This window comes from Pseudomonas sp. LBUM1670, assembly GCF_059695695.1.
The window spans coordinates 4,429,829-4,456,142 of sequence record NZ_CP166783.1 but is presented as its reverse complement, the minus strand read 5'-3'; the positions used below and the strand labels follow the sequence as shown (position 1 = coordinate 4,456,142).

The following is a 26,314-nucleotide window of genomic DNA, read 5'->3' as shown; positions in this document are numbered from 1 at the left end:
GCAATGAGCGCGCATCAGCACTCGATAATGTTGACCGCCAAACCGCCACGGGCGGTTTCCTTGTATTTGCTTTTCATGTCGGCGCCGGTCTGGCGCATGGTGCGGATGACTTTGTCGAGGGAGACGAAGTGCTGACCGTCGCCGCGCAGGGCCATGCGCACCGCATTGATGGCTTTCACCGAACCCATGGCGTTGCGCTCGATACACGGCACTTGCACCAGCCCGCCGATCGGGTCGCAGGTCAGGCCGAGGTTGTGTTCCATGCCGATTTCGGCGGCGTTTTCCACTTGCTGCACGGTGCCGCCCAGTACTTCGCACAAGGCGCCCGCCGCCATGGAGCAGGCCACGCCGACTTCACCCTGACAGCCGACTTCGGCACCGGAGATCGAGGCGTTTTCTTTGTAGAGAATGCCGATGGCGGCGGCCGTCAGCAGAAAGCGTACGACGCCGTCTTCGTTGGCGCCGGGGATGAAGCGCATGTAGTAATGCAAAACCGCCGGGACGATGCCCGCTGCACCGTTGGTAGGCGCGGTGACCACGCGCCCGCCGTTGGCATTTTCTTCGTTGACCGCCAGGGCGTACAGGTTGACCCAGTCCAGCACCGACAGCGGATCGCGCAACGACGATTCCGGGTTCTGGCACAGTTGCCGATGCAGCGCTGCCGCTCGCCGTTTGACCTTCAACCCGCCGGGCAGGATGCCTTCGTTGCGGCAACCGGCGTCGACGCAGTCCTGCATCACTTGCCAGATCTTCAGCAGGCCGGCGCGGGTTTCCGCTTCCGGGCGCCAGGCACTTTCGTTGGTCAGCATCACCTGGCTGATGGACAGGCCGTAAGTGGCGCAATGACCGAGCAGGTCCTTGGCGCTTTTGAACGGGAAGGTCAGCGGTGTGGCGTCTTCGACGATACGGTCGGCGCCGGCGGCGTCTTCATCGACCACGAAACCGCCGCCGACCGAGTAGTACTCGCGGCTGCGGATCTGCAGGCCCGCGGCGTCGAACGCGCGAAAAATCATGCCGTTGGGGTGATAGGCCAACGGTTTGCGGATCATCGCCAGGTGTTCTTTCTCGTTGAACGCAATGCTGTGTTCGCCGAGCAGGTTCAAGCGACCGTTGCCACGAATGTCTTGCAGACGGGCGGCGACGGTTTCGGTGTTCACGGTGTCCGGGTGTTCGCCTTCCAGGCCGAGCAGCACAGCCTTGTCACTGCCGTGTCCTTTGCCGGTGGCGCCGAGTGAGCCGTAGAGCTCGACTTTGACGCAGGTGGTGGCGGCCAGCAGCCCTTCACGGCGCAAACCTTCGACGAAACGCGCAGCGGCGCGCATCGGGCCGACGGTGTGGGAGCTGGAGGGGCCGATGCCAATCTTGAACAGGTCGAACACGCTTAACGACATGGTTGTTCTCCGGTTTCTTGTTATAGGAATTGGCGGAAATTTGAGGCGTTACACGGACCCCTGTGGGAGCGGGCTTGCTCGCGAAAGCGGTGTGTCAGGCAACATTGATGGTGACTGTTCCAGCGCTTTCGCGAGCAAGCCCGCTCCCACAGGGGGGGATGCGGTGTTCTTGAGTGGGGCGAGCGAACCCGCCCCCACTTGTTTAAGCGTAGCTTTCGATCGACGGGCAGGCGCAAACCAGGTTGCGATCGCCGAAGACGTTGTCGACGCGACCGACCGGCGGCCAGTACTTGCCTTCGATCAGCGACGCGACCGGATACACCGCTTGTTCGCGGCTGTACGGATGCGTCCAATCGCCAACGATTTCCGCGGCGGTGTGCGGAGCGTTTTTCAGCGGGTTGTCGTCCTTGTCCAGGGTGCCGTTTTCCACTGCGCGGATTTCTTCGCGGATGCGGATCATGGCGTCGCAGAAGCGGTCCAGCTCTTCCTTGGATTCGCTTTCGGTCGGCTCGATCATCAACGTGCCGGCGACCGGGAACGACATGGTCGGGGCGTGGAAACCGAAGTCGATCAGGCGCTTGGCGACGTCATCGACGCTGATGCCGCTGCTGTCTTTCAACGGACGCAGGTCGAGGATGCATTCGTGCGCCACCAGACCGTTGCTGCCGGTGTACAGCACTGGATAGTGCTCTTCGAGGCGACGGGAAATGTAGTTGGCATTGAGGATCGCCAATTGCGAAGCACGCTTGAGACCCGCGCCGCCCATCATCCGAATGTACATCCAGGTGATCGGCAGAATGCTCGCGCTGCCGAACGGTGCCGCGCAGACCGCGCCTTCCTTGCGCTCCATCTGGGCATGGCCCGGCAGGAACGGGGTCAGGTGCGACTTGACGCCAATCGGGCCGACACCCGGGCCGCCGCCACCGTGAGGGATGCAGAAAGTTTTGTGCAGGTTCAGGTGCGACACGTCGCCGCCGAACTTGCCCGGCGCGCAGAGGCCGACCATCGCGTTCATGTTGGCGCCGTCGATGTACACCTGGCCGCCGTTGTCATGAATGATGCCGCAGATTTCGCGGATACCTTCTTCGAACACGCCGTGGGTCGACGGGTAAGTAATCATCAACGCAGCGAGGTGTTCGCGGTGCTCGATGGCCTTGGCGCGCAGGTCTTCGATGTCGACGTTGCCGCGGGCATCGCAAGCCGTTACGACCACACGCATGCCAGCCATGTTGGCGGTGGCCGGGTTGGTGCCGTGGGCGGAGGACGGGATCAGGCAGATGTCGCGACGGTCTTCGCCACGGCTCTGGTGATAAGCGCGAATCGCCAGCAGGCCGGCGTATTCACCTTGCGAACCGGCGTTCGGTTGCAGGGAGATCGAGTCGTAACCGGTGGCGGCGCAGAGCATCGCTTCCAGTTCATCGGTCAGTTGCTGGTAGCCGGCGCTTTGTTCGGCCGGAGCGAACGGGTGCAGGGCACCGAATTCAGCCCAGGTCACCGGGATCATTTCGCTGGCAGCGTTGAGTTTCATGGTGCAGGAACCCAGCGGGATCATGGTGCGATCCAGGGCCAGGTCCTTGTCGGCGAGCTTGCGCAGGTAGCGCATCAGCTCGGTTTCCGAGTGATAACGGTTGAACACCGGGTGGCTGAGGATCGGCGATTGACGCACCAGAGCGGCCGGGATTGCGCTAACAACCGAAGCGGCGATGGCGGCGAAGTCCGGTAGCGCTTTACCGTCGGCGAGCAAGGCCCACAGGGTTTCCACATCAGCTTGCGAAGTGGTTTCGTCGAGGGACAGGCCCAGACGCTCGCCATCAACTACGCGCAGGTTGATCTGCTGCGCACGCGCCTTGTCGTGCAGTTTGGCCGTGTTGGCGCCGGTGTTCAGGGTCAGGGTGTCGAAGAAGCTGGTTTGTTCGACGGTCAGGCCCAGTGCGCTCAAGCCTTTGGCGAGGATCGCGGTCAGGTGATGAATGCGGTTGGCAATCTGCGTCAGGCCTTTCGGGCCGTGATACACGGCGTACATGCTGGCGATGTTGGCCAACAGAACCTGCGCGGTGCAGATGTTGCTGGTGGCTTTCTCGCGGCGGATATGTTGCTCGCGGGTCTGCATGGCCAGGCGCAGGGCCGGCTTGCCGAAACGGTCCACGGAAACACCGACCAGACGGCCCGGCATGTCGCGCTTGAACGCGTCTTTGGTAGAGAAGTAAGCAGCGTGCGGGCCACCGAAGCCCAGCGGTACGCCGAAGCGTTGCGCGCTGCCGATGGCCACGTCGGCGCCGAATTCGCCTGGCGGGGTCAGCACGGTCAGGGCCAGCAGGTCTGCGGCGACGGCAACCAGTGCATTAGCGGCGTGGAAGCGTTCGGTCAGTGCGCGGTAGTCGAACAGGTCGCCGTTGCTCGCCGGGTATTGCAGCAGAGCGCCGAAGAACGGCGTCACGTCAGTCAGTTCAAGCTCGTCGCCGACGACGACGTCGATGCCCAATGGCTCGGCACGGGTGCGCAGCACGTCGAGGGTTTGCGGGTGGCAATGAACCGAGGCGAAGAACGCGTGGCTGCCTTTGTTTTTGCTCAGGCGTTTGCAGAAGGTCATGGCTTCGGCAGCGGCGGTGGCTTCATCCAGCAGCGAGGCGTTGGCGATCGGCAGGCCGGTCAGGTCGCTGATCAGCGTCTGGAAATTCAGCAGCGCTTCGAGACGGCCCTGGGAAATTTCTGGCTGGTACGGGGTGTACGCGGTGTACCAGGCCGGGTTTTCCAGCAGGTTGCGCAGGATTGGCGACGGCGTGTGAGTGCCGTAGTAGCCCTGGCCGATGTAAGTCTTGAACAGTTGGTTCTTGGCGGCGATGCCTTTGATCAACGCCAGGGCGTCGGCTTCGCTCAGGCCATCGTCCATGCCCAGCACGCTGGTGCCTTTGATGCTGTCCGGAATGACGCTGGCGCTCAGGGCTTCCAGCGAGTCGAAACCGAGGCTGTTGAGCATCGCTTGCTCGTCGCCGGCGCGCGGGCCGATGTGGCGGGCGATGAATTCGTTGGCGGTCGTAAGGTTTACTTGAGTCATGTTCGCGCTCCTCAGGCTTCGGCGTTGGCTTTGATCAGACGGTCGTAAGCGTCCTGATCCAGCAGTTTGGCGACAGCCGAGGCGTCGCTTGGCTGGAAGCGGAAGAACCAGCCTTCACCCAGCGGATCTTCGTTGACCAGCTCCGGGCTGCTGTCCAGCGCCGGGTTGACTTCAAGCACTTCGCCATCGAGTGGCATGAACACGCCGCTGGCGGCTTTTACCGATTCCACGGTGGCGGCTTCTGCGCCTTTGTCGTAGGACTGCAGCTCAGGCAGTTGTACGAAAACCACGTCGCCCAGGGCGTTCTGTGCGAAAGCGGTGATGCCGACGGTGACGCTGCCGTCAGCTTCGGTACGCAGCCATTCGTGATCTTCAGTAAAACGCAACTCGCTCATGGAAACTCCTAAGGGGCCAGACTCGTCTGGTGGACGCGATTGAATGCTTGGGCAAAAGCCCTGCTTTATGGGCGGTTACTAAGCAATTTTGCGGCCAATGTTATTTATTTCTTATAAATCAATAGATTATGGGGTTTTGTGCGAGATGGAGACGAGTTGTCTGTAGCGAAATCGCTACAGCTTGAAGGGAAGAAAAAAGTCTAGGTGGATCAAAGCCTTGCACAGCGGTGATCGGGAAGGGGTGTATCGATATCATTCCGCTGTAGCGCTTTCAGTACAGATGGAGGTCGTTTTTGAACTCGATTTGAAGGCGACGAAGTACATGGGGGAGCGGGCTTGCTCGCGAAGGCGGCTCAACATTCAACATCTATGTCGACTGACACTCCGCTTTCGCGAGCAAGCCCGCTCCCACATTTTTGACTGAGTAAGGCTTATGGTTTGTTGGGTATGCCGTACTTGCGCAACCGATGGGCGATCGCGGTGTGGGAGGTTTGCAGGCGGCTGGCCAGTTGCCGGGTCGAGGGGTAGCTGACGTAGAGTTTTTCCAGCAGGGTTTTTTCAAACTCTTCCATCGCCTGTTCCAGACTGTCGACTTCGCTGTCGCTCTGGCGCGCCACGGAGGTGCCGGCGATGTCGAGGTCGCCGATGTCCACCAGGCTGCTTTCGCAAATCGCGGCGGCGCGGAAGATCACGTTCTGCAGTTGCCGCACGTTGCCTGGCCAACGGTTGCCCAGCAGCGCCGGGTAAGTGCCCGGAGCCAGACGACACACCGGCCGCTGAATCTGCGTACAGGCCTGCTGCATGAAGTACCGGGCCAGCAGCAAAATGTCCTGACCACGTTCGCGCAGCGGCGGGACTTCGACGTTCAGGACGTTGAGGCGATAGAACAAGTCTTCGCGGAACGTGCCTTCGCTGACCATTTTTTCCAGATCGCGGTGCGTAGCGCTGAGGATCCGCACGTTGACCTTCACCTCGCGATCGCCGCCCACACGCCGGAAGCTGCCGTCGTTGAGGAAACGCAGCAGTTTCGCCTGCAAGTACGGCGACATTTCGCCGATTTCATCGAGAAATACCGTGCCCTGATTCGCCAGTTCCATCAACCCAGGTTTGCCGCCCCGTTGCGCGCCGGTGAAGGCGCCGGGTGCATAGCCGAACAGTTCGCTTTCGGCGAGGTTCTCCGGCAATGCCGCGCAGTTCAATGCCAGAAACGGTGAACTGTGCCGAGCGCTGATGGCGTGACAGGCGCGGGCCACCAGTTCTTTGCCGGTGCCGGTTTCACCCTGGATCAACAACGGCGCATCAAGTGTCGCTACACGTTGGGCGCGGGCCTTGAGGGTACGAATTGCCGGGGATTCGCCGAGCAACGCGTCGAACCCTTCGGCATGGTCGTGGTGCAGCGCCGAGAGGCGTTCGCCGATGCGGTTCGGTTGATACAGCGTCAGCAGCGCGCCGGCGTCGGTGATCGGCGTGGCGTCCAGCAACAGGGTCTGGCCGTTGACGGTGATCTCGCGCAACGGCAAGCGAAAGCCCTGTTCCAGCAGGGTGTCGAGCAGGGCGGGATCGGCAAACAGATCCGCCACACTTTCACCGGCAGGTTCACGCCCGTACAGGGCGATCAGTGCCGGGTTCGCCAGCAGCACCTTGCCGGCGCTGTCCAGTGCCAACACCGGATCGGTCATCGCCGCAAGCAATGCGTCGAGCTGCAAGTGCCGGCGCTGACCTGGAAGGATATCGACCACCGTCATCGCTTGCACACCCCGCACGCTGAGCAACGCATCGTGCAGCTCTTCGAGCACCTCGGGACTGAGGGTCGGGGCGTCGATGTAGACGTTGGGCGGAACCATTTCCACCGCATCCAGATTGAGATTGCGCCCACCGAGCAAGGCCAGGACTTCCTGGGTAATGCCGACGCGGTCGATGAAGCTGACGTGGATACGCATGGGGCGATTTTGGTTCTGGAGTGCGGAGGGTGGCAATTATGCCTTGGGGCGGGCGAATGGTGAAATCTGGCGCAGGACTTCAACGCAACGATGATCCCCTGTGGGAGCGGGCTTGCTCGCGAAGGCGGTGTGTCAGTAACCATAAATGTTGCCTGACACACCGCCTTCGCGAGCAAGCCCGCTCCCACAGGTACAGCGTTCATCCAGGGGAATAGGGCTATTCGAAGTTCTCAAGGTTTACCGGGTCGCCGGATTTCATATCCAACTGCTTCCGGATGTCTTCAAACATTAAATCGTAGTGCTTGTGAACCGAGCCGATCTGGCTGTGTGTTTTCGGGATTCCGTACTTCTCGGCGATTTTCGTCACGTTGTTGGCGAAGTTGTAAGCCTCCTCCTTGGCCAGAAAGAAGGTCTCCGTCATGTCCTTTCCCTGCAGGCTGCCGTGCATGGTGAACAGCATCCCTTTGCCTTTCTTGGGATCCTGCGTGACCTCATAGTCGAGGTGCACGTTGTAGTTGACATCATCAGGGGTCAGCGCGTGGCGCTCGATGTGCAAGTGACCGGGCTCGAACGTTGCCATTGACGTTTCTCCTTATAAATAAGTTATGCCAGGTTTCGCCGTGGTGATACGCGTACCGGCCTTGCCCTGGACGATCGCTTCGATGTCCGAGAGTGAACCGATCACCGCGACTTTTCCAGTATGGCGCGCGAACTCACAGGCAGCCTGGACCTTCGGACCCATGGAGCCGGCGGCGAAACCGAGTTTTTCCATGTCGTCCGGATGCGCCTGGGCGATGGCTTTCTGGGTCGGTTTGCCGAAATCAATGAAGGCGGCATTGACGTCGGTGGCGATCACCAGCAGATCGCTTTCCAGCTGTTCGGCCAGCAGCGCCGAGCACAGGTCCTTGTCGATCACCGCTTCCACGCCTTGCAGTTTGCCGTGGGCGCCATACATCGTCGGGATGCCGCCACCGCCGGCGCAGATCACGATGCTGCCTTTTTCCAGCAGCCATTTGATCGGGCGGATTTCGAAGATGCGTTTCGGTCTCGGGCTGGCCACCACACGACGGAATTTGTCGCCGTCCGGGGCAATCGCCCAGCCTTTTTCGGCGGCGAGTTTTTCCGCCTCGGCCTTGGCGTACACCGGGCCGATGGGTTTGGTGGGGTTCTGGAACGCCGGGTCGTTGGCGTCGACCTCGACCTGGGTCAGGAGGGTGGCGAAGGGCACTTCGAAGTCCAGCAGGTTGCCCAGTTCCTGTTCGATGATGTAGCCGATCATGCCTTCGGTTTCGGCGCCGAGCACGTCCAGCGGGTAAGGCGAAACCGAGGTGTAGGCCGCCGCTTGCAGCGACAGCAGGCCGACCTGCGGACCATTGCCGTGGGCGATGACCAGTTCATTGCCGGGGTAAATCTTGGCGATTTGCTCGGTGGCAATCCGGATGTTGGCGCGTTGATTGTCCGCGGTCATGGGTTCACCACGGCGGAGCAGGGCGTTACCGCCCAGAGCAACGACGATACGCATGATTTAGTCCTTCTAAACAAAGAAATTGCGAGCGATCCGGTCCTCCTGTCGAAACCGGATCAAGTGTGGGAGCGGGCTTGCTCGCGAAGGCGGCGTGTCAGAACCATAAATGTTGCCTGATACACCGTCTTCGCGAGCAAGCCCGCTCCCACATTGACCGTGTTTTGTCAGTGGGAGCCGGGTCAGCCGTTACAGGTCAGCCAGGGTCGATACCAGGATCGCCTTGATCGTGTGCATGCGGTTTTCCGCTTGCTCGAAGGCGATGCAGGCGGGCGACTCGAACACGTCGTCGGTGACCTCGATGCCGTTGGACAGGTTCGGATACTGCTCGGCAATCTGTTTACCGATCTTGGTGTCGCTGTTATGGAACGCGGGCAGGCAGTGCATGAACTTGGTGCGCGGGTTGCCGGTGGCTTTCATCAGTTCCGCGTTGACCTGGTAGGGCAGCAGTTGCTGGATGCGTTCGGCCCAGGCTTCGACCGGTTCACCCATCGACACCCAAACATCGGTGTGGATGAAGTCCACGCCCTTGACCGCTGCTTTTGGATCTTCGGTCAAGGTGATGCGGGCGCCGCTTTCTTCCGCGTATTGCTTGCAGCGCGAGACCAGATCGTCGAGGGGCCACAGGGCTTTCGGCGCGCAGATGCGCACGTCCATGCCCAGCTTGGCGCCGATCAGCAAAAGCGAGTTACCCATGTTGTTGCGCGCATCGCCGAGGTAGGCGTAGCTGATCTCGTGGATCGGTTTGTCGGCGTGCTCACGCATGGTCAGCACGTCAGCGATCATTTGCGTTGGGTGGTACTCGTCGGTCAGGCCGTTGAACACCGGCACACCGGCAAACTTGGCCAGCTCCTCGACGATTTCCTGCTTGAAGCCACGGTATTCGATGGCGTCGTACATGCGCCCGAGTACGCGGGCGGTGTCCTTCATGCTTTCCTTGTGGCCGATTTGCGAGGAATTCGGGTCGATGTAAGTGACGTTGGCGCCCTGGTCATAGGCCGCGACTTCGAAGGCGCAACGGGTGCGGGTCGAGGTCTTTTCGAAGATCAGCGCGATGTTGTTGCCCTTGAGGTGTTGCTGCTCGGTGCCGGTGTATTTGGCGCGCTTGAGGTCGCGGGACAGGTCGAGCAGGTAACGCAGCTCACGGGGCGTGTGGTGCTCCAGGCTGAGCAGGTTACGGTTGTGGATGTTGAACGCCATGATGATTCTCCTTGAGTTCGGTAATCGGCCCGGCCGCTACCGGGTCAGTGCGGCCGGGGGATGGTCGTTTAATAGTCGATAGGGTCGCGAATGATCGGGCAGGTCATGCAGTGGCCCCCGCCACGGCCGCGTCCCAATTCGCCGGCGCTGATGGTGATGACTTCGATACCGGCCTTGCGCAGCAGGGTGTTGGTGTAGGTGTTGCGGTCGTAACCGATCACCACGCCAGGCTCCACGGCCACCACGTTGTTGCCGTCGTCCCACTGTTCGCGTTCGGCGGCGAAGCTGTTGCCGCCGGTTTCCACTACGCGCAATGCTTTGAGATTGAGGGCCTTGGCCACGGTGTCGAGGAAGCTGGTTTCTTCGCGGCGAATGTCGATGCTGCCCGGTTTGCTTTCGTCAGGTCGCAGAGTGAAGGCGACGATTTGATTCACGACTTCCGGGAAGATCGTGACCAGGTCGCGGTCGCAGAAACTGAACACAGTGTCCAGGTGCATCGCTGCGCGGGACTTCGGCAGGCCGGCGACGATGATGCGTTCCACAGCCTTGTTCTTGAACAGGTTCACCGCCAGTTGACCGATGGCCTGGCGAGACGAACGTTCGCCCATGCCGATCAGCACCACGCCATTGCCGATCGGCATGACGTCGCCGCCTTCAAGGGTGGAACTGCCATGTTCCTTGTCCGGATCGCCGTACCAGATCTCGAAGTCGGCGTTGGTGAACTGCGGGTGGAACTTGTAGATCGCCGTGGTCAGCAAGGTTTCCTGACGACGCGCCGGCCAGTACATCGGGTTCAGCGTCACGCCACCGTAAATCCAGCAGGTGGTGTCGCGGGTGAACTGGGTGTTGGGCAGCGGCGGCAGAATGAAGCTGGAGTGGCCGAGGAAATCGCGGAACATCTGAATGGTCTTGCCGCCGAAGCTGTCCGGCAGGTCATCGGCGGACACGCCGCCAATCAGGAACTCGGCGATCTTGCGCGGCTCCAGACTGCGCAGCCACGAACCGACTTCATTGATAAGACCAAGGCCGACCGAATTGGCGGTGACCTTGCGTTCCAGAATCCAGTCCAGCGCTTCGGGAATCGCGACGATGTCGGTCAGCAGGTTGTGCATTTCCAGCACGTCGATGTTGCGTTCACGCATTTTGGTGACGAAGTCGAAATGGTCGCGCTTGGCCTGGGCGACCCACAGCACATCATCGAAAAGCAGTTCGTCGCAGTTGTTCGGGGTCAGCCGCTGGTGGGCCAGGCCGGGGGAGCAAACCATGACTTTGCGCAGTTTGCCGGCTTCGGAATGTACGCCGTACTTAACTTTTTCCGTGGTCATTACCGTGTTCCTCCAGATGACAAATGAGTCAGGTGTTACAGGGTCAGGAAACCGTCATACAGCCCGTAAGCCGCCACCAGGGCGCCCACGACGACTGCGGCGAAAATCAGCTTCTCGACGTTGGTGAAAACCGGTTTGTTGACTTCGAGCTTGGCCTTGGCAAACAGGATCGCGCCGGGGGCATAGAGCAGGGCAGAGAGCAGCAGGTATTTGACCCCGCCGGCATAGATCAGCCAGACCGCGTAAATCAACGCCACGGCGCCGATGAACAGGTCTTTGCTGCGTTCACCCGCCGCGTTTTCATAACTCTCGCCGCGCACCGCCAGCAGCAGCGCATACGCCGCGGACCACAGGTATGGCACCAGAATCATCGAGGTGGCGAGGTAGATCAGCGACAGGTAAGTGCTGGCCGAAAACAGGGTGACGATCAGGAACAGCTGCACCATCGCGTTGGTCAGCCACAAGGCATTGACCGGCACCTGGTTGGCGTTTTCCTTGCGCAGGAACGCCGGCATGGTGTGGTCCTTGGCGGCAGCGAACATGATCTCCGCACACAGCAGCACCCACGACAGCAACGCCCCGAGCAGGGAAATGATCAGGCCGACGCTGATCAACACCGCGCCCCATTGACCGACCACGTGTTCCAGCACCGCGGCCATCGACGGGTTTTGCAGTTTGGCCAGTTCCGGTTGGGTCATGATGCCCAGCGACAGCACATTCACCAGCACCAGAAACAGCAGCACGGTGATGAAGCCGATCACGGTGGCTTTACCGACGTCGCTGCGTTTTTCCGCTCGGGCCGAGAAAATGCTCGCGCCTTCGATGCCGATGAACACCCAGACGGTGACCAGCATCATCTTGCGCACTTGGTTCATTACGCTGCCCAGGTCCGGGTTTTTCACGCCCCAGATGTCGGCGGTGAAGATATCCAGCTTGAAGGCGAAAATCGCGATCAGGACAAACAGCAGCAGCGGCACGACCTTGGCGACGGTGGTCACCAGGTTGATGAACGCCGCTTCCTTGATCCCGCGCAGCACCAGGAAGTGCACGCCCCAGAGCAGCACTGAAGCGCCAATTACAGCGGCAACGGTGTTGCCTTCGCCGAATATCGGGAAAAAGTAGCCGAGGGTGCTGAACAGAAGAACGAAGTAACCGACGTTGCCCAGCCACGCACTGATCCAGTAACCCCAGGCGGACGAGAAACCCATGTAGTCGCCGAACCCGGCCTTGGCGTAGGCATAGACCCCGCCGTCCAGATCAGGCTTTCGATTGGCGAGGGTCTGGAAGACGAAGGCCAGGGTCAGCATGCCGACGGCGGTGATGGCCCAACCGATCAGCACGGCGCCGACGTCGGCACTGGCGGCCATGTTCTGGGGCAAAGAGAAGATCCCGCCACCAATCATAGAGCCGACAACCAACGCAACAAGTGCACCGAGTTTCAGTTTTCCGGGGGATTCAGACATTGCATGACTCCAATGCAGGAGAAAAGAGACAACAGATTAATTCTGTTAGCAGTTCAATCAGCTGACATAGATCAGTGCATGGGCACATTCCATTGTTAATGACAGACTTGTGAATCTTCGACGGGCATAGCGGTATCGCCGGAAAAGCCCTATCCAGAGGCCTCGGCCAGATCAAGCAGGAATAACTCCTATTGCTTGGAGTTTTTAAGCTAGTTTGTTTTTCGGTTTCCGCAAATTTTTGACACTTGTCTCATTATTGAATGGATGTATAAGGATCTGCATAAAAAATTGCTATTGCTGGCCTTGGCTATAGAAGCATCGGCTATAAATAAAAAGACGCGAATTGCCATCAATTAATAAACGTTATTACCGTTTATCTATTAAGTTAAAGTTATCCCTTTGTGACGAGGAAAAAGGAGACGCTGGAATGTCGCAACCGACGCAAAAGCTTCGCCTCAGCGCGCTGATCGCGCTGGTGGTGGGATCGATGATTGGCGGCGGGATTTTTTCCTTGCCGCAAAACATGGCGGCCCGAGCCGATGCCGGCGCGATATTGATCGGTTGGGCCATCACCGCCGTGGGCATGCTGACCCTGGCCTTCGTGTTCCAGACGCTGGCCAATCGCAAGCCCGAGCTGGATTCCGGGGTCTACGCCTATGCCAAGGCCGGTTTCGGCGATTACATGGGTTTCTCGTCCGCCTGGGGTTACTGGATCAGCGCCTGGCTGGGCAACGTCGGTTACTTCGTGTTGCTGTTCAGCACCCTCGGTTATTTCTTTCCGGTGTTTGGCGAGGGCAACACGCCCATCGCCATAGGCTGCGCGTCGGTGTTGCTGTGGGCCGTGCATTTTCTGGTGATGCGCGGGATCAAGGAGGCGGCGTTCATCAATCAAGTGACTACCGTGGCCAAGATCGTGCCGCTGATCATGTTCATCGTGATCGCCGCCGTGGCGTTCAAAGCCGACATTTTCACCCGCGACATCTGGGGCCGCAGCAACCCGACTTTCGGTGGCGTGATGGATCAGGTGCGCAACATGATGCTGGTGACCGTGTTCGTCTTCATCGGCATCGAGGGCGCCAGTGTGTATTCGGCGCGGGCGGAGAAACGTTCCGATGTCGGGCGGGCGACGGTCATTGGTTTTCTCGGCGTGCTGGCGCTGTTGGTGCTGGTGAATGTGTTGTCGCTGGGGATCATGAGCCAGCCGCAACTGGCCAACCTGCAGAACCCGTCGCTGGCGGCCGTGCTGGAACACATCGTCGGGCCGTGGGGCGCGTTGTTGATCAGCATTGGCCTGGCGATTTCGCTGCTCGGTGCGCTGTTGTCCTGGGCACTGCTCTGCGCCGAGATCCTCTTCGCCACGGCGAAAGACAAAACCATGCCGGCCTTCCTGAAAAAGGAAAACGCCAACCGTGTGCCGGTCAACGCGCTGTGGCTGACCAACGTGATGATCCAGATCTTCCTGCTGATCACGCTGTTTTCCGCCGGGACTTACACCAGCCTGATTTACCTCGCGTCCTCGATGATTCTGGTGCCGTATTTGTGGTCGGCGGCGTATGCGGTGCTGTTGAGCGGGCGGGGTGAAACCTACGAACACGCGTCGGCGGAACGGACCAAGGACCTGATGATCGGCGGCATTGCCCTGGGTTATGCGGTGTGGCTGCTGTATGCCGGCGGGGTCAAATATTTGCTGCTCTCGGCGCTGCTGTATGCGCCGGGGGTGATTCTGTTCGCCAAGGCCAAACACGAACAGGGCGAACCCTTGTTCACGACCCTCGAGAAAGGGATTTTTACCTGCGTGATCACCGGCGCCGGGCTGGCGGCCTATGGGTTGTATAGCGGCTTGCTGTCGCTGTGAGGTTGCTGCTGGAGTATCAGCCGCCCTATGACTGGCCGGCGATGCTGGGTTTTTTGTCGGCGCGGGCCGTGGTCGGCATGGAAACGGTGATTGATGGCGTTTACTCGCGCAGCATCGGTTTGAATGGCGTTCACGGCAGGTTTTCTATCGGGCCCGGATTTTCGAACTCACTTGAAGTGACGCTGGATTTTCCTGACCCGGCGGCGGTGCCGGAGATCGTTGCGCGGCTGCGGCGGATGTTTGATCTGGATTCGGACCTGCCGACGATCCATCGACAGTTGAAGACTGATCCGTTGATGGCGCGGTTGATTGCCGAGCGGCCGGGGTTGCGGGTTCCGGGGGCGTGGGACGGTCTGGAACTGGCGATCCGTGCGGTGTTGGGTCAGCAGATTACGGTGGGCGCGGCGATCCGGCTGGCGGGGAAACTGGTGGCGCAGTATGGGCAACCTCTGGCATCTGTTCTGCCCGGTGTCACTCATGTGTTTCCTGAGGCGAGCATTTTGGCGGAGACGGATCTGGCGACGTTGGGCATGCCGAAAAGTCGTGGCCGTACGTTGTCGGGTGTGGCTCAGGCGTTGCTTGATGATCCGTTGTTGTTTGAACCGGGGCGTGAGGGCGGTGTGGCGCGGTTGCTGGCGTTGCACGGGATTGGCGACTGGACGGCGCAGTACATTGCGTTGCGGCAGTTGCGGGAGATGGATGCGTTTCCGGGTGGGGATGTGGGGTTGATCAAGGCATTGGCGGCGGTTGAAGGTGCGCGGGTGACGGCTCGGGAGTTGTTGGCTCGGGCTGAGGTCTGGCGACCTTTTCGAGGGTATGCGGCGCAGGTGCTTTGGACATCATTGAGCCGGTCTGACTGAGCTGATCCGGAATTTGTACTGAATTTTCGTCCGCTTTCGCGAGCAAGCCCGCTCCCACAGGGACCGGTTTTGTTTGGGTGAACTCGGTCAAATGTGGGAGCGGGCTTGCTCGCGAAGGGGCCGGTACAGTCACTACCACTGTGGGCGATGGGAACCCAATTCCCCGGCCGGAATCGCCCACTGCAATGGCGTTCCGGTGATTTTCAGCGGCACTTGCAACCGATGCGCCGGCCCCCATGACGTCTGCTCAACCAACATGCCCTGATCGTTTTCGTCCTCTGCGCGCAACGGTTCATCCGTCCCTGCACCCTGTTCGATCAACAACTTCGCCGTCCGCGCCAACGATAATCGCGCCGATCCTCCCCGTCCCAACAAGGTGATCGCCGCAGCCGCCATCAAATACCCGGTCGCATGATCCAGCGCCTGCACCGGCAACGGCATCGGCTTGTCCGCTTTCTTCCACTGCATCCCCGCTTCGGCAATCCCGCTGCTCATCTGCACCAGGCTGTCGAAGCCTCGACGGTTCTGCCATCGCCCGCTCCAGCCGTAGGCGTTGAGGCACACATCAATCAGGCCTGGCGTCAGTTTTTGACGCTCGGCGACACCGTAACCCAGCCTTTCCAGTGCGTCGGCGCGGTAGCCGTGGAGCAAGATATCAGCGTCCTTGAGCAGGCTGTCGAACACCGCTCGATCGTCATGGTTGTGCAGGTCCAGCCTTGCGCAGCGTTTGCCCAGCGTGACTTCCGGCACCACGCCCGGTTCGTTCCAGGTCGGTGGATCGATACGCAAGACATCGGCACCGAGGCCTGCGAGAAAACGACTGGCGACGGGACCAGCGAGCACGCGCGTGAGGTCCAGCACCTTGATCCCGGCCAGGGGTTGCGCCACCCAACCTTTCCACGATTTCGGTTGTTGAGGGTTACCGGCGCAGAACTGAATCAACGGCTCGGCGTTCACGGCCAAACCCTGGGGGTGCGCTTGCCATTGCGCCCAGGTACGCATTTCAGCCGCGCAGCCACCGGCGTCGACCACGGCCTGTTCCAGGTCACTTTTCGCCCATTGCGCAACCTTGCTCGCCACGGCGGCGCGGTCGGCACAAGCGCCGAGTACGCTTTCGGCGGCTGCGCGGTGATGAGGTGCGTTGGTGTGCAGGCGGATCCAGCCGTCGTGGGTCGGGTAGTCGCCGGCAACCGGGTCCCACAGCGGCGGAACGCTCCAGCCCACCGGACGGATCGACATTGCGAACCAGAAAGACGCGAGGCGCCGATCGACTTCAAGGCTGGGCAAGCGACCGGTCTGCTGCTGCAGCCATTCGCTGGCAGCCTGGCCGGCGGCGGCGATGCTGGCGCAGGCCAGGTCGGTGACGGCAAACGCCGAGGGCAGGGCGCCGTTTGAGGTGAAAGGAATCGGGGTGCGGGGCAAGCCGAGTGCGGCTTGAATGGACGTGAGTAAATCAGTCATCGAAAGCCCTCCTGAGCGAGAGCCCGAGCATAGTCCAAAACACTACTCGATTAGATGAAAACGCCGATTGTCGGCCGAACACCTGACCCTGTGGGAGCTGGCTTGCCTGCGATAGCGGTGTGTCAGCCGACATCTAAGTTGGTTGACACACCGCTATCGCAGGCAAGCCAGCTCCCACAGGGATTTGTGGTGGTTCTCTACACCCGGAACTGATCCATCAGTTTCATCTGATGGTTGGTCAGGGAATTGAGCTGGCTGCTGATCTGCGCCGATTCGGTGGCTTGGCCGGTCAGGGTTTCGGTGACGGTGCGGATCGCCGAGACGTTGCGGTTGACCTCTTCGGCCACGGCGCTTTGCTGTTCGGCGGCGCTGGCGATTTGCAGGTTCATGTCGCTGATCACGGTGACCGCGTCGCTGATTTTGCTCAACGCCTGGACCGCTTGCTGGATCTGCCCGGCGTTGCTGTGGGCCTGGGTCTGGCTTGAGTGCATGGTGGCGACCACGCCGCGGGTGCCGGTCTGGATGCGTTCGATGACGTGGCGGATTTCTTCCACCGAATCCTGGGTGCGTTTGGCCAGGTTGCGCACTTCGTCGGCCACCACCGCAAAGCCACGACCGCTTTCCCCGGCCCGGGCCGCTTCGATGGCGGCGTTGAGTGCCAGCAAGTTGGTCTGTTCGGCGATGCTGCGGATCACTTCCAGTACCGAACCGATCTGCTCGCTGTTGACCGCCAATGCTTCGACTTCGGTCACAGCCTTGCTGACTTCGTCGGCCAGTTGATTGATGTCACGGGTGCTGCGTTCGATGATCGACATGCCATCGCGGGCCGATTGATCCGCACCTTTGGCCGCGTTTGCCGCGTTCGAGGCGCTGTTGGCGACGTCATGAGCGGTGGCGCTCATTTCGTTGGACGCAGTGGCCACCTGGTCGATTTCGCGGAACTGCACCTGCATGCCTTCGCTGGTCTGGCGGGCGATTTCAGAAGACTGGTCGGCGGTGCTGCGGGCGTCGGTGATGCTCTGTTTGATCTGCGCGATGGTCGGTTGCAGCTTGTCGAGGAAGCGGTTGAACCAGCTCACCAGTTCGCCCAGTTCATCTTTCTTGCCGTAGTGCAGACGCTGCGTCAGGTCGCCGTCGCCGCTGGCGATCGCCTTGAGCATCTCGGCCACGCTGTTGATTGGTCGGGTCACGCCCGACGCGGTGAGCCAGATCAGCAACAGACCCACGAGCCCAGCAGCGACGGCCACCAGCACCGCTTCGATCGTGCCGCTTTGCTGGGCGTCATCGAGTACCGTTTGCAGCTTCACCGAATCGGCCAGCAGCACTTGTTTCGGCAGGTCGATCACCACGCCCCAGGCTTTGGAATCGCTGATCGGGCTGACCGGGTACACCGCACGGATCAAGTCGCCTTGTTCGAGGATTTTCGGTGCGCCACCGCTGAGCAATTGCAGGACATCCTTGCCTTCCGCACCCAGAGTCTCACCGATGCTTTTGCCGACCTTGCTTGCGTCGACGCTGTAACCGGCGAGCACGCCGCTGCCGGAGACAATCAGCATGTGCCCGGCGCTGTTGAACAGATCACGCTGGGAATCGACAGCCGCTGCCTGCAGGGCGTCGAGGGCGATGTCCACGCCAACCACGCCGATGGATTTGCCGTCCACCAGCAGCGGTACGGAAATGGTCGTCATCAGCATTTCCTTGCCGCCGACGGTGTCGGCATACGGGTCCAGCAGGCAGGTGCGCTTGCTGTCGCGGGGGCAGGTGTACCAGCTGTTGTAAGGGGTGCCGCTGAGGCTCAAGGTGGTTTTGGTCATGTCGTCTTCGACCATGATCGTGTTGAGCCCGGCACCACCGGCGCGGCTCCAGTAACTGGCGAAGCGACCGGCTTCGTTGGACTGGCGAGCGGCGTCATTGGCGAACTCGCTGTCCTTGCCGTCGAGGCCGTTGGGTTCGAACGCCAGCCAGATTCCCAGCACTTTGCTGTTGCGCTCGAACGCGGTTTTCAGGCTCTGGTTCAACTCTTCACGCAGGGCACCGGCCTCAAGCGAGCGCTTCGCGGCCAGGGTGCGCATGTCCTTGATCTGGTCTGCCAGGGCAGTTACCACCAGCAGGCTTTCGCCGAACGTTTTCTGCACCCGCACGGCTTGTTCGGCAGCCTTGGCCTGAAGCAGGTTCTGCACGCTGTCGGTGAGCATTTTGCTGCTGGAGGCGCTGACCAGTTCATCGTTCTGGTTGGTCTGGTAGAAGTTCATGCTGACGATCAGGACGACCACGCCCAGCAGGCAGAGACCGGAGAGCAAAACGATTTTCAGGCGGATGGACAGAGAGTCGAACATAGGACGAACTCGCGAATGAATGAAGTGTTGGCTGTGAGTCGAGGTCGACCCGGTTCGCCAAATCCCTTCAGCGCCATTCACTGCCCATCGGCGTGGGAGGAGGATGCATGAAGGTGGCTCCGACGAGCGGTCATGGTTGAACGTTTGCGCGGAAAAATGTGCCGAAAAGCGCGGTAAAACAGGGAAAAATCGCGGTGTGTTTCAGGAGGATTGCGGCAATGATTCCGGTCGTGACCAGATCCACAGATTGCCCAGGCTCATGCCGGCGATGGCGAGATAAACCGGCCAGCCGTGATCAAGCATGAAAAGCATCAGTCCGGCGCACAGCAGCATGCTGACGGAGGCGCTGACTTTGGCCCGACGCGCGACGATCTTGCCGTTGCGCCAGTTAACGAGGATCGGGCCGAACAACCGATGGTTTTCCAGCCAGGCACTCAGGCGCGGCGAGCTCTTGGTCGCGGCCCAGGCGGCCAGGAGGATGAACTCGGTGGTCGGCAAGCCCGGTACGACGATGGCGATCAGGCCGATGGCGAGGCTGATGTAGGCGAGTGCGCCGAACAGCAGGCGGGATAGTTTTGAGGCAGCTGGGCGAGACATGGGGGCTTAGGGTGACCAGTACGGCGCACATCGGCAGGTTTTGATGGAGTCTTGAATGTACGCATTTCCTGTGGGAGCGGGCTTGCTCGCGAAGGCGGTGTGACAGTCAACATTGATGTCGGCTGACCCTACGCCTTCGCGAGCAAGCCCGCTCCCACAGGATCGCATTCAGTCAGGCGAGTTCGGGGGTGGTGGCGTAGGCCTGTTCCAGCAGAACAGTAAAGCGGTTGAACGCAGCGACGGCGCCTTTATCCAGCTCGGCTTCTTCCTGCTCGGTGAGCTCCAGACTATCCAGGGTTTTGACGAAACTTTTCCAGCCTTCAGCGCGGCCACCGGCCGGTTCGCCGAGATGACGGGCGCCGAAGGTTTCGCTAAGGCCCAAGCCAACTGCACGCTTGATCAGGAACGCCGCGCCAAGCTTCGAACCTTCGGAAACAAACAGCCAGCCTAGTGCTTCGGCTTTGCTCGGGTGACTCACGGCTCCGGCGACGGGCGCCGGCACTTCCGTTTCCAGATCAGCCAGGTCAGCCTTGGCCGCTTCGGCACGGCAGCGCGCCGGCAGGTCAGGAACGATGGCGATCAGTTCGGCATCGTTGTACAGCCCCACCAGTTCCGACTGAAACAAATACTGCGCAACCACGAAGCGGGCGAAATTGGCCCGGGTTTCGAACGGTGCGTGAGCTTTCACCAGTGCATCGAGTCTGGTGTGTGGCTCGTTGGTAACCTGATTCAAACGTTGCGAGCGCAAAGCCGGGCGTTGAGCAGTGTCCTGGGTAGTCATGAGAAATCCTTGAAGAAAAGAGGCGCTTGGTAACGAGACGAACAAGAAGACGCCTGAGCGTAAAAAAACCTCACTGTGCGGTTCTATTAAAACCGCGCAGCGAGGTGGGCAGGATCAGATGTCCCAGACCAGATTGACCGCAACGTTGCGACCCGGCTGAGTCAAGCGATCAAGATTGGCCGGGCTGATGACCGAAGCCTCGCCGACGCCGTCGTAACCGCGCACGTCATCCCACAACCAGTACTTCTTGTCGGTCAGGTTGTAGACCCCGGCGCTGACGGTCACGTCGTCGGTCACTTTGTAGAAACCGGTCAGGTCCAGCACGCCGAAGCCCGGCGTCTTGAACTGGCTGCTGACGCCGTCCGGCGACTTGAAGTTGCTGTCGTCGACGCGATTTTTCTTCTTCACCAGCGTCCAGCTGAGCAAGCCACCGTAGTTGTCCTGGTCGTATCCGAGGCCGAACACGCCGGTCAGCGGGTTGACGCTGTTGATCGGTTCGCCGTTGTCATTGTTGCGACCGTAGGCGTAGGCCACCGAACCCTGGGTATACAGACCTTGTGGCGCGCCGAAAGCGTCGAGGTTCAGACGGCCCTTGACCTCTGCGCCCTTGATGGTGGCGTGCTTGATGTTGGCACTCTGGAAGGTCTGCTCGCTGTAACCCGGGGTGATGGCATCTTCTTCGATGAAATCGCGGTACTTGTTATAGAACACGGCCACATCGAAGGAACCCGACTCGAAATTACCGCGTAGCCCGGTTTCGAAGCCTTGGCTGGTTTCCGGCTCGAGGTTCGGGTTCGGTTTCACGCGATAACCGGTGGTGGTGTTCTCGAAGCGCCCGTACAACGCCTTGGCCGTCGGCGTGCGGAAACCTTCGGCGTACTGGCCGTACCAGGTGTAGTGGTCGGTCAGGGCGTAGGTCAGGCCGAATTTCGGCGACACGCGGTGCCAGGTCTTGGTCTCGTTGCTGACGGTGCCACGGCCATCGGCCGCAACGGTGTTCATGAATTCCTGGGTGATGTGCGGCTGGAGCTCGGTGTAGTCGTAGCGCAGGCCCGGCAGGAAGGTCCATTTGTCCCAGCTGATCTGATCCTGGGCGAACAGGCTGTAGGTGTTGACGGTCGGGTCCGGGAAGTCGCTGGACTTTTTCAGTACGTCCAGTGGGCTGACGGCGCCAACGGTTCGGCAACTGCCAAAGACCGCTAGGCAGGTGCCGTTGCCGCTGCGCGAGCCGGTGACTTTCTGTTGCTTGAGCGTGGTGCCGTAGGTCAGCAGGTGCTCGGTGTCGGCAATGCTGAAAGCCTTGTCCAGTTGTGCGTCAAACACCCACTGCTTTTCTTCGTAAAGGGTTTCCCGGGTACGCAGCACTTTGCGTGAGAACGGGTAGTAGTACTCTTCGGTGCTCTGGTCGGTCTTGGCCACCTGATGGTTCAGGCTCCACTTGACGTTGTCCACCAGCAGGCTGTCGAGGGCGAAGCTGTGTTCCAGGCCGAAGCGCTCGCGGGTGATGGTGTCGTTACCGGTGCGCCACTGATACATGCCGCCGGGCAGGAAGCTTGGATTAATAGGCTTGCCTGCGTCGTACGGACCGCCGTAGGCACTTTTCTGATCGGTGTCACGATCATCCTTGTACTTTTCGTAAGTCAGGCCAAGGCGCGAATCTTCGTTGTAGTTCCAGCCAATCTTGGCCAGCACATTGGAAGTGCGCACGTCTTCCGGGTTGGCGGCGGTGCGCGCCAGGCCGGTACCGTTGTTGCTGCCATAGGATTCGGTTTCGTGACCGTCGCGCTGGCTGTAATGCAGCAAACCATCGAACTGATCGGCGCGGCCGGCCACGGTGGCGGACTTCAGCCAGCTGTCGTCGGCGGAGCTGTAGCCGGTTTTCAGGCGGGCGCCGACGTCTTTGCCGGGCTTGATGATGTCATCCGGATCGAGGGTGAAATAGCTGACCGCGCCGCCGATGGCGTTGCTGCCGTAGAGCACCGAGGCCGGGCCGCGGAGGATTTCGACGCGTTTGATGATTTCCGGGTCGACGTAGTTGCGCTGGGTCTTGGCGTAGGGGCCGTTGAAGAAGTCGTTGGGTACTTCGACGCCGTCGACCTGGGTCAGGATCCGGTCACCGTCGATACCGCGGATGTTATAGCCGCTGATCCCGCCGCGCTGACCGGCGCCGCCCACCGAAACACCCGGTTCGTAGCGCACCAGGTTCTTGATGGTGTTGACGTTGTTGCGGTCCAGCTCTTCGCGGGTGTGAACTGTGACGGTGCCCGGCACGCTTTCAATGCTTTGTTCCTGACGGGTGGCGCTGATGGTCACCTGTTGCAGGTTGAGGGCGCCGCTGCTCAGGCGCTTCTCCAGGACGATGTTGTGGTTGCCCAGTTTGCGATAGCTCAGGTTGGTCCCCACCAACAGGCGATCCAGGGCTTTCTCCGGCGACAAGGACCCTCGCGCACCCGGCGAGGCTACGCCTTGCGCCAGTTCGGCCGGCAAGCCGACCTGCCAGCCCGTCACCGCCGTGAAGGCGTTGAGTGCCGAGACCAGCGACTGTTGCGGGATGGCGAACGCGTAATCGCCCATGTTGCGCGCCGGCTGCTCGGCGGCGGTGGCGGCCATGAGCGGCGCGCTGCCGGCCATCAGGATGGCGGCGGTCAACAGCGAGAGCACGCGGGACGGTGAGGAAGAGTGGCGGGTAAGGCGAGAGGACATCGATAGCGCTCCGTGTCGCACGAATCTTTATAGGTGCTGATTGGCATCCAAAGATGCGAATCAATTGCATTGGCTATAACGAGACGTACGAGCTTCAGCTATCGAGTAAAAATAATTCTCATTTAGTTCAGGATCACCAGCGCCGGGAATTCCTGGAGCCGTGCCGAGGTGATGTGCGCCAGCGACCGGACCACGTCCAGCGGCTGATCGAGACGGTAATTGCCGGTCACGGCGACGTTCGCCAACTGGTCGTTGTTGTTGATGATCCAGCCCGGATAGTAACGCCGCAGCTCCGCCAGCACCTGGCTCAGCGGGCAGTTCTCGAACACCAGCCGGCCCTGGACCCAGGCCAGGTCGGTCGCGGCATCGAGCTTGGCGGGCCGGTCGAAACCGTTGGGGCCGATGCTGATGCTCTCGCCGGCGGACAAGCGGATCCGTGCGTTGTCACGGGTTGCCAGCAAATCGACATCGCCACGCTGCACCCGAACCTGCGCCACGCCGTCGAGATAACGCACCGCGAACGCCGTGTCGTGCACGCTGGCTTTCACCGGGCCGGCGTCGATTTCCAATGGCTGGCCGAGATGGGCCGGCACTTCGAAAAACGCCTCGCCCTGATACAAACGTGCGACACGCCTTTGATCATTGATGGTGCTGGAGAACGCCGAATTGGTATTGAGCAGGACCTTCGAACCGTCTTCCAGTTGCAGGCGTTGGCGTTCACCAACCACGGTCAAGTGATCGGCCTGAAGGCGCATCGGCAAATTGCTGAAGCTGAACACACCGAGGATCAGCACGGCGGCGGTGGCCAGCGGTTTCCAGTGCGGGCGCAGGCGCGACAGCACGGTCACTTTGGGTGGCAGGGCGGCCAGGTTTTGCGCACATTGCACGACTTGTGGGCCATCCCAGATCGCTTGGGCCTTGGCGAACGCTTGTGCATGCAAAGGATCGGTATCCAGCCATTCGTGGAACTGGCGAGTCTGTTCTTCGCTCGGACTGCCCATGACGATCAACCAGTCCAAAGCCTGGTCCATCGCGCTTGCGGCGTCCCGCACCGGGGAGGGCGGAGGGGAACGGTGGATGTCCGTCACGGTGTTTCCTCGGCAGTGTCTTTGCACGGCTGTTTTTTTAGTGAAGCTTGAAGATGGGCAAGGTTAGCAAAGCCTTGCGTGCTCAGTCGCCGTTTACCCGCTCGGCGACACCGATGCAGATGGCCATAATCAGCTTCAACTCCTTTTGCACAGTGCTCAACGACACACCGAGCTTTTCGGAAATCTCCAGATAACTGTGCCCGTGCAGACGACTGAGGATGAAGATCTGTTGCTGACGGGCACTGAGCTCACCGAGGCTCACGTTCAAACGCTCCAGCAATTGTTCGGCATGGGCGGCGTCCTCGGCACTGCTGGCGGGGGCGGCGATGCTTTCCAGCACGTCCGGCGGGACGTCGTCGAGCATCGTGCGCGACTGAATGCGCCGCGCACGCAGATGGTCCAGCGCCAGGTTGCGGGCGGTCTGGAAAACGAAGGGTTCAAGGTGTTCGATGGTCCGTTCGCTGAGCGCCCGGGTCACGCGAAGGTAGGTTTCCTGCAGGAGGTCTTCGGCGGTGCTGTGATTGTTGACCATTCGCTCCAACGTGCGCAGCAGAGAAACCCGCTGGGCGATGAAGACGTGATTGAAGCGTGATTGACTCACGGGAGGACCTGATCCATTTCGAGCGAATGATAATGCTTATCATCCGCTCGGGTGGTCAAGGATTGAATTGTGAAGGTTTATGCCCGGCCCAGCAGGTAAGTCGCGTAGTCCGGGATGCGCTGTGAGTGCGCCTGATCCATCAACGGGCTGCTGAGCAGGTAGTCGGCGCTGCATTCGTTGCACGCTACCGGAATGTTCCAGACTGCAGCGACCCGCAGCAACGCCTTGATATCCGGATCGTGAGGCTGCGGTTCGAACGGGTCCCAGAAGAACACCAGCATGTCGACGCGCTGCTCGGCGATTCGCGCGCCGAGTTGCTGGTCGCCGCCCAACGGGCCGCTGATCATGCTTTCCACCGGCAGGCCGAGGCGTTGTTGCAACAACAGCCCCGTCGTGCCGGTGGCGACCAGTTCATGTTGCGCGAGCTTGTCTTTGTGCCGCTCGGCCCAGTCCAGTAAAAACACCTTGCAGTGGTCATGGGCGACCAAGGCGATACGCTTGCGCGCCGCCACGGTCTTTTGCGTAAAGCTGATACCGATCATGGGCTGTTGCTCCAAGGCTTAATGCGTCCTGTAGGAGCAGCCTTCGGCAGCTCCTACTCGTCAGCTTCGCTTACTCGGCGTTGCACAGCGCCAGGCAGTTATCGAGCATGCGGTTGGAGAAGCCCCATTCGTTGTCGTACCAGGCCAGTACCTTGAGCAGCTTGCCGCTGGATTTGGTGTGGTTGGCGTCGAAAATCGACGACAGCGGGTTGTGGTTGAAGTCACTGGAAACCAGCGGCAGGGTGTTGTAACCGAGAATCTTCGAATGCTGGCTGGCTTCTTTGAGCAGCGCGTTCACTTCGTCAGCGCTCGCTTCTCGTTTCAGCTGCACGGTCAGGTCCACCAGCGAGACATTGATCACCGGAACGCGCACTGCCATACCGGTCAGTTTGCCCGCCAGTTCCGGCAGCACCAGGCCGACCGCTTCGGCGGCGCCGGTCTTGCTCGGGATCATGTTCTGGGTGGCCGAACGGGCGCGGTACGGGTCGGTGTGGTAGACGTCAGTCAGGTGCTGGTCGTTGGTGTAGGCGTGAATCGTGGTCATCAAACCGCTTTCGATGCCCAACTCGCGGTGCAGCACCTGGGCTACCGGAGCCAGGCAGTTAGTGGTGCACGACGCGTTGGAAATAATCTGGTGGGACTGGCGCAGAATGTCGTGGTTCACCCCATAAACCACAGTGGCGTCGGCGCCTTTGGCCGGGGCCGAGATAATCACTTTGCGAGCGCCGGCCGTAATATGCGCAGCGGCTTTGGCCCGGTCGGTGAACAGACCGGTGCATTCGAACACGACATCGATCTTTTCAGCGGCCCAGGGCAGGTCGGCCGGGTTACGAATGGCGCTGACGGAAATACGGTCGCCATTGACGGTCAGGCTTTCCTGATCGTGCTGGACATCGGCATCGAACGTGCCGTGAACGGTGTCGTACTTGAGCAGATGAGCGTTCATCGCGCTGTCGCCCAGATCGTTGATGGCAACGATCTGCAGATCCTGGCGATAACCTTGGGTATACAGTGCACGCAGGACGTTGCGGCCAATACGGCCAAAACCATTGATTGCGATTCGAAGAGTCATTTAACAGGGCCGCCGTCGTTTTGTTGTTGGAATTACAAGATTATTCGCATAAAAATAGAAAACAAGCCTTTTTAATGGCAATATTTTGTTCAATCTACAACGAGTGACCTGAATCAACTGGTCCGAC

Annotated in this window: 20 protein-coding genes and 1 pseudogene; 2 read left to right on the top strand and 19 right to left on the bottom strand. The window is 60.4% G+C overall.

Annotation, left to right across the window (positions count from 1 at the left end; all coding sequences use genetic code 11):
* Positions 1–14: 14 nt before the first annotated feature.
* The 9 genes from ACA073_RS20260 to arcD (ACA073_RS20220) form a co-directional block, all read right to left on the bottom strand.
* On the bottom strand, positions 15–1,391 hold the full coding sequence (locus ACA073_RS20260; RefSeq protein WP_497398991.1) for an L-serine ammonia-lyase: 1,377 nt from the start codon (positions 1,389–1,391) through the stop codon (positions 15–17).
* Positions 1,392–1,593: 202 nt separating this feature from the next.
* Positions 1,594–4,446, bottom strand: coding sequence for an aminomethyl-transferring glycine dehydrogenase (gcvP, locus tag ACA073_RS20255; protein ID WP_497398989.1), 2,853 nt, complete (start codon positions 4,444–4,446; stop codon positions 1,594–1,596).
* A gap of 11 nt (positions 4,447–4,457) precedes the next feature.
* On the bottom strand, positions 4,458–4,841 hold the full coding sequence (gene gcvH / locus ACA073_RS20250) for a glycine cleavage system protein GcvH (protein ID WP_497398987.1): 384 nt from the start codon (positions 4,839–4,841) through the stop codon (positions 4,458–4,460).
* Between the two features lie 431 nt (positions 4,842–5,272).
* A complete protein-coding gene (gcsR, locus tag ACA073_RS20245; RefSeq protein ID WP_497398985.1) occupies positions 5,273–6,781 on the bottom strand; it encodes a transcriptional regulator GcsR in 1,509 nt (502 codons plus the stop codon).
* 217 nt (positions 6,782–6,998) lie between these two features.
* Positions 6,999–7,361 (bottom strand): DUF5064 family protein, encoded by a 363-nt coding sequence (locus ACA073_RS20240; protein WP_497398983.1) that lies wholly within the window; start codon positions 7,359–7,361, stop codon positions 6,999–7,001.
* A gap of 12 nt (positions 7,362–7,373) precedes the next feature.
* A complete protein-coding gene (gene arcC, locus ACA073_RS20235; protein WP_497398981.1) occupies positions 7,374–8,303 on the bottom strand; it encodes a carbamate kinase in 930 nt (309 codons plus the stop codon).
* A 189-nt stretch (positions 8,304–8,492) separates the two neighbouring features.
* Entirely contained in the window at positions 8,493–9,503 is a 1,011-nt protein-coding gene (locus ACA073_RS20230) for an ornithine carbamoyltransferase (protein ID WP_497398979.1), read from the bottom strand.
* Positions 9,504–9,571: 68 nt separating this feature from the next.
* Complete coding sequence (gene arcA / locus ACA073_RS20225) at positions 9,572–10,828, bottom strand: arginine deiminase (RefSeq protein ID WP_497398977.1); 1,257 nt, start codon at positions 10,826–10,828, stop codon at positions 9,572–9,574.
* A gap of 35 nt (positions 10,829–10,863) precedes the next feature.
* Positions 10,864–12,291: an arginine-ornithine antiporter gene (gene arcD, locus ACA073_RS20220; protein WP_497398975.1), complete on the bottom strand. Its 1,428-nt coding sequence runs from the start codon at positions 12,289–12,291 to the stop codon at positions 10,864–10,866.
* A gap of 427 nt (positions 12,292–12,718) precedes the next feature.
* Between arcD (ACA073_RS20220) and arcD (ACA073_RS20215) the strand changes: the two genes are divergently transcribed.
* Positions 12,719–14,146: an arginine-ornithine antiporter gene (arcD, locus tag ACA073_RS20215; protein ID WP_497398973.1), complete on the top strand. Its 1,428-nt coding sequence runs from the start codon at positions 12,719–12,721 to the stop codon at positions 14,144–14,146.
* Complete coding sequence (locus ACA073_RS20210) at positions 14,143–15,006, top strand: DNA-3-methyladenine glycosylase family protein (RefSeq protein WP_497398971.1); 864 nt, start codon at positions 14,143–14,145, stop codon at positions 15,004–15,006. The genes arcD (ACA073_RS20215) and ACA073_RS20210 overlap by 4 nt, the downstream gene beginning before the upstream one ends.
* Positions 15,007–15,138: 132 nt before the next feature.
* Here the strand turns inward: ACA073_RS20210 and ACA073_RS20205 are convergent, their stop codons facing one another.
* From ACA073_RS20205 to gap, 10 genes and pseudogenes are all read right to left on the bottom strand, one after another.
* The gene (locus ACA073_RS20205) at positions 15,139–16,467 is read right to left on the bottom strand and encodes a CoA transferase (RefSeq protein ID WP_497398969.1); all 1,329 of its coding nucleotides are present in this window, start codon (positions 16,465–16,467) and stop codon (positions 15,139–15,141) included.
* 197 nt (positions 16,468–16,664) lie between these two features.
* A complete protein-coding gene (locus ACA073_RS20200; RefSeq protein WP_497404163.1) occupies positions 16,665–17,420 on the bottom strand; it encodes a methyl-accepting chemotaxis protein in 756 nt (251 codons plus the stop codon).
* A gap of 102 nt (positions 17,421–17,522) precedes the next feature.
* A pseudogene (locus ACA073_RS20195) lies at positions 17,523–18,539 on the bottom strand (methyl-accepting chemotaxis protein); the annotation flags it as partial.
* 465 nt (positions 18,540–19,004) lie between these two features.
* Positions 19,005–19,400: a YbaN family protein gene (locus ACA073_RS20190; RefSeq protein WP_497398967.1), complete on the bottom strand. Its 396-nt coding sequence runs from the start codon at positions 19,398–19,400 to the stop codon at positions 19,005–19,007.
* Between the two features lie 172 nt (positions 19,401–19,572).
* Positions 19,573–20,181, bottom strand: coding sequence for a biliverdin-producing heme oxygenase (locus ACA073_RS20185; RefSeq protein WP_497398965.1), 609 nt, complete (start codon positions 20,179–20,181; stop codon positions 19,573–19,575).
* 114 nt (positions 20,182–20,295) lie between these two features.
* Positions 20,296–22,884 carry a TonB-dependent receptor gene (locus tag ACA073_RS20180; RefSeq protein WP_497398963.1) on the bottom strand — a complete coding sequence of 863 codons (2,589 nt, stop codon included), beginning with the start codon at positions 22,882–22,884 and terminating at the stop codon, positions 20,296–20,298.
* A gap of 122 nt (positions 22,885–23,006) precedes the next feature.
* A complete protein-coding gene (locus ACA073_RS20175) occupies positions 23,007–23,972 on the bottom strand; it encodes a FecR family protein (RefSeq protein ID WP_497398961.1) in 966 nt (321 codons plus the stop codon).
* Between the two features lie 82 nt (positions 23,973–24,054).
* Positions 24,055–24,573, bottom strand: coding sequence for an RNA polymerase sigma factor (locus tag ACA073_RS20170; protein ID WP_497398959.1), 519 nt, complete (start codon positions 24,571–24,573; stop codon positions 24,055–24,057).
* A gap of 77 nt (positions 24,574–24,650) precedes the next feature.
* Positions 24,651–25,115, bottom strand: coding sequence for a methylglyoxal synthase (locus tag ACA073_RS20165; RefSeq protein WP_497398957.1), 465 nt, complete (start codon positions 25,113–25,115; stop codon positions 24,651–24,653).
* A gap of 70 nt (positions 25,116–25,185) precedes the next feature.
* The gene (gene gap, locus ACA073_RS20160) at positions 25,186–26,187 is read right to left on the bottom strand and encodes a type I glyceraldehyde-3-phosphate dehydrogenase (protein WP_497398955.1); all 1,002 of its coding nucleotides are present in this window, start codon (positions 26,185–26,187) and stop codon (positions 25,186–25,188) included.
* Positions 26,188–26,314: the final 127 nt, after the last annotated feature.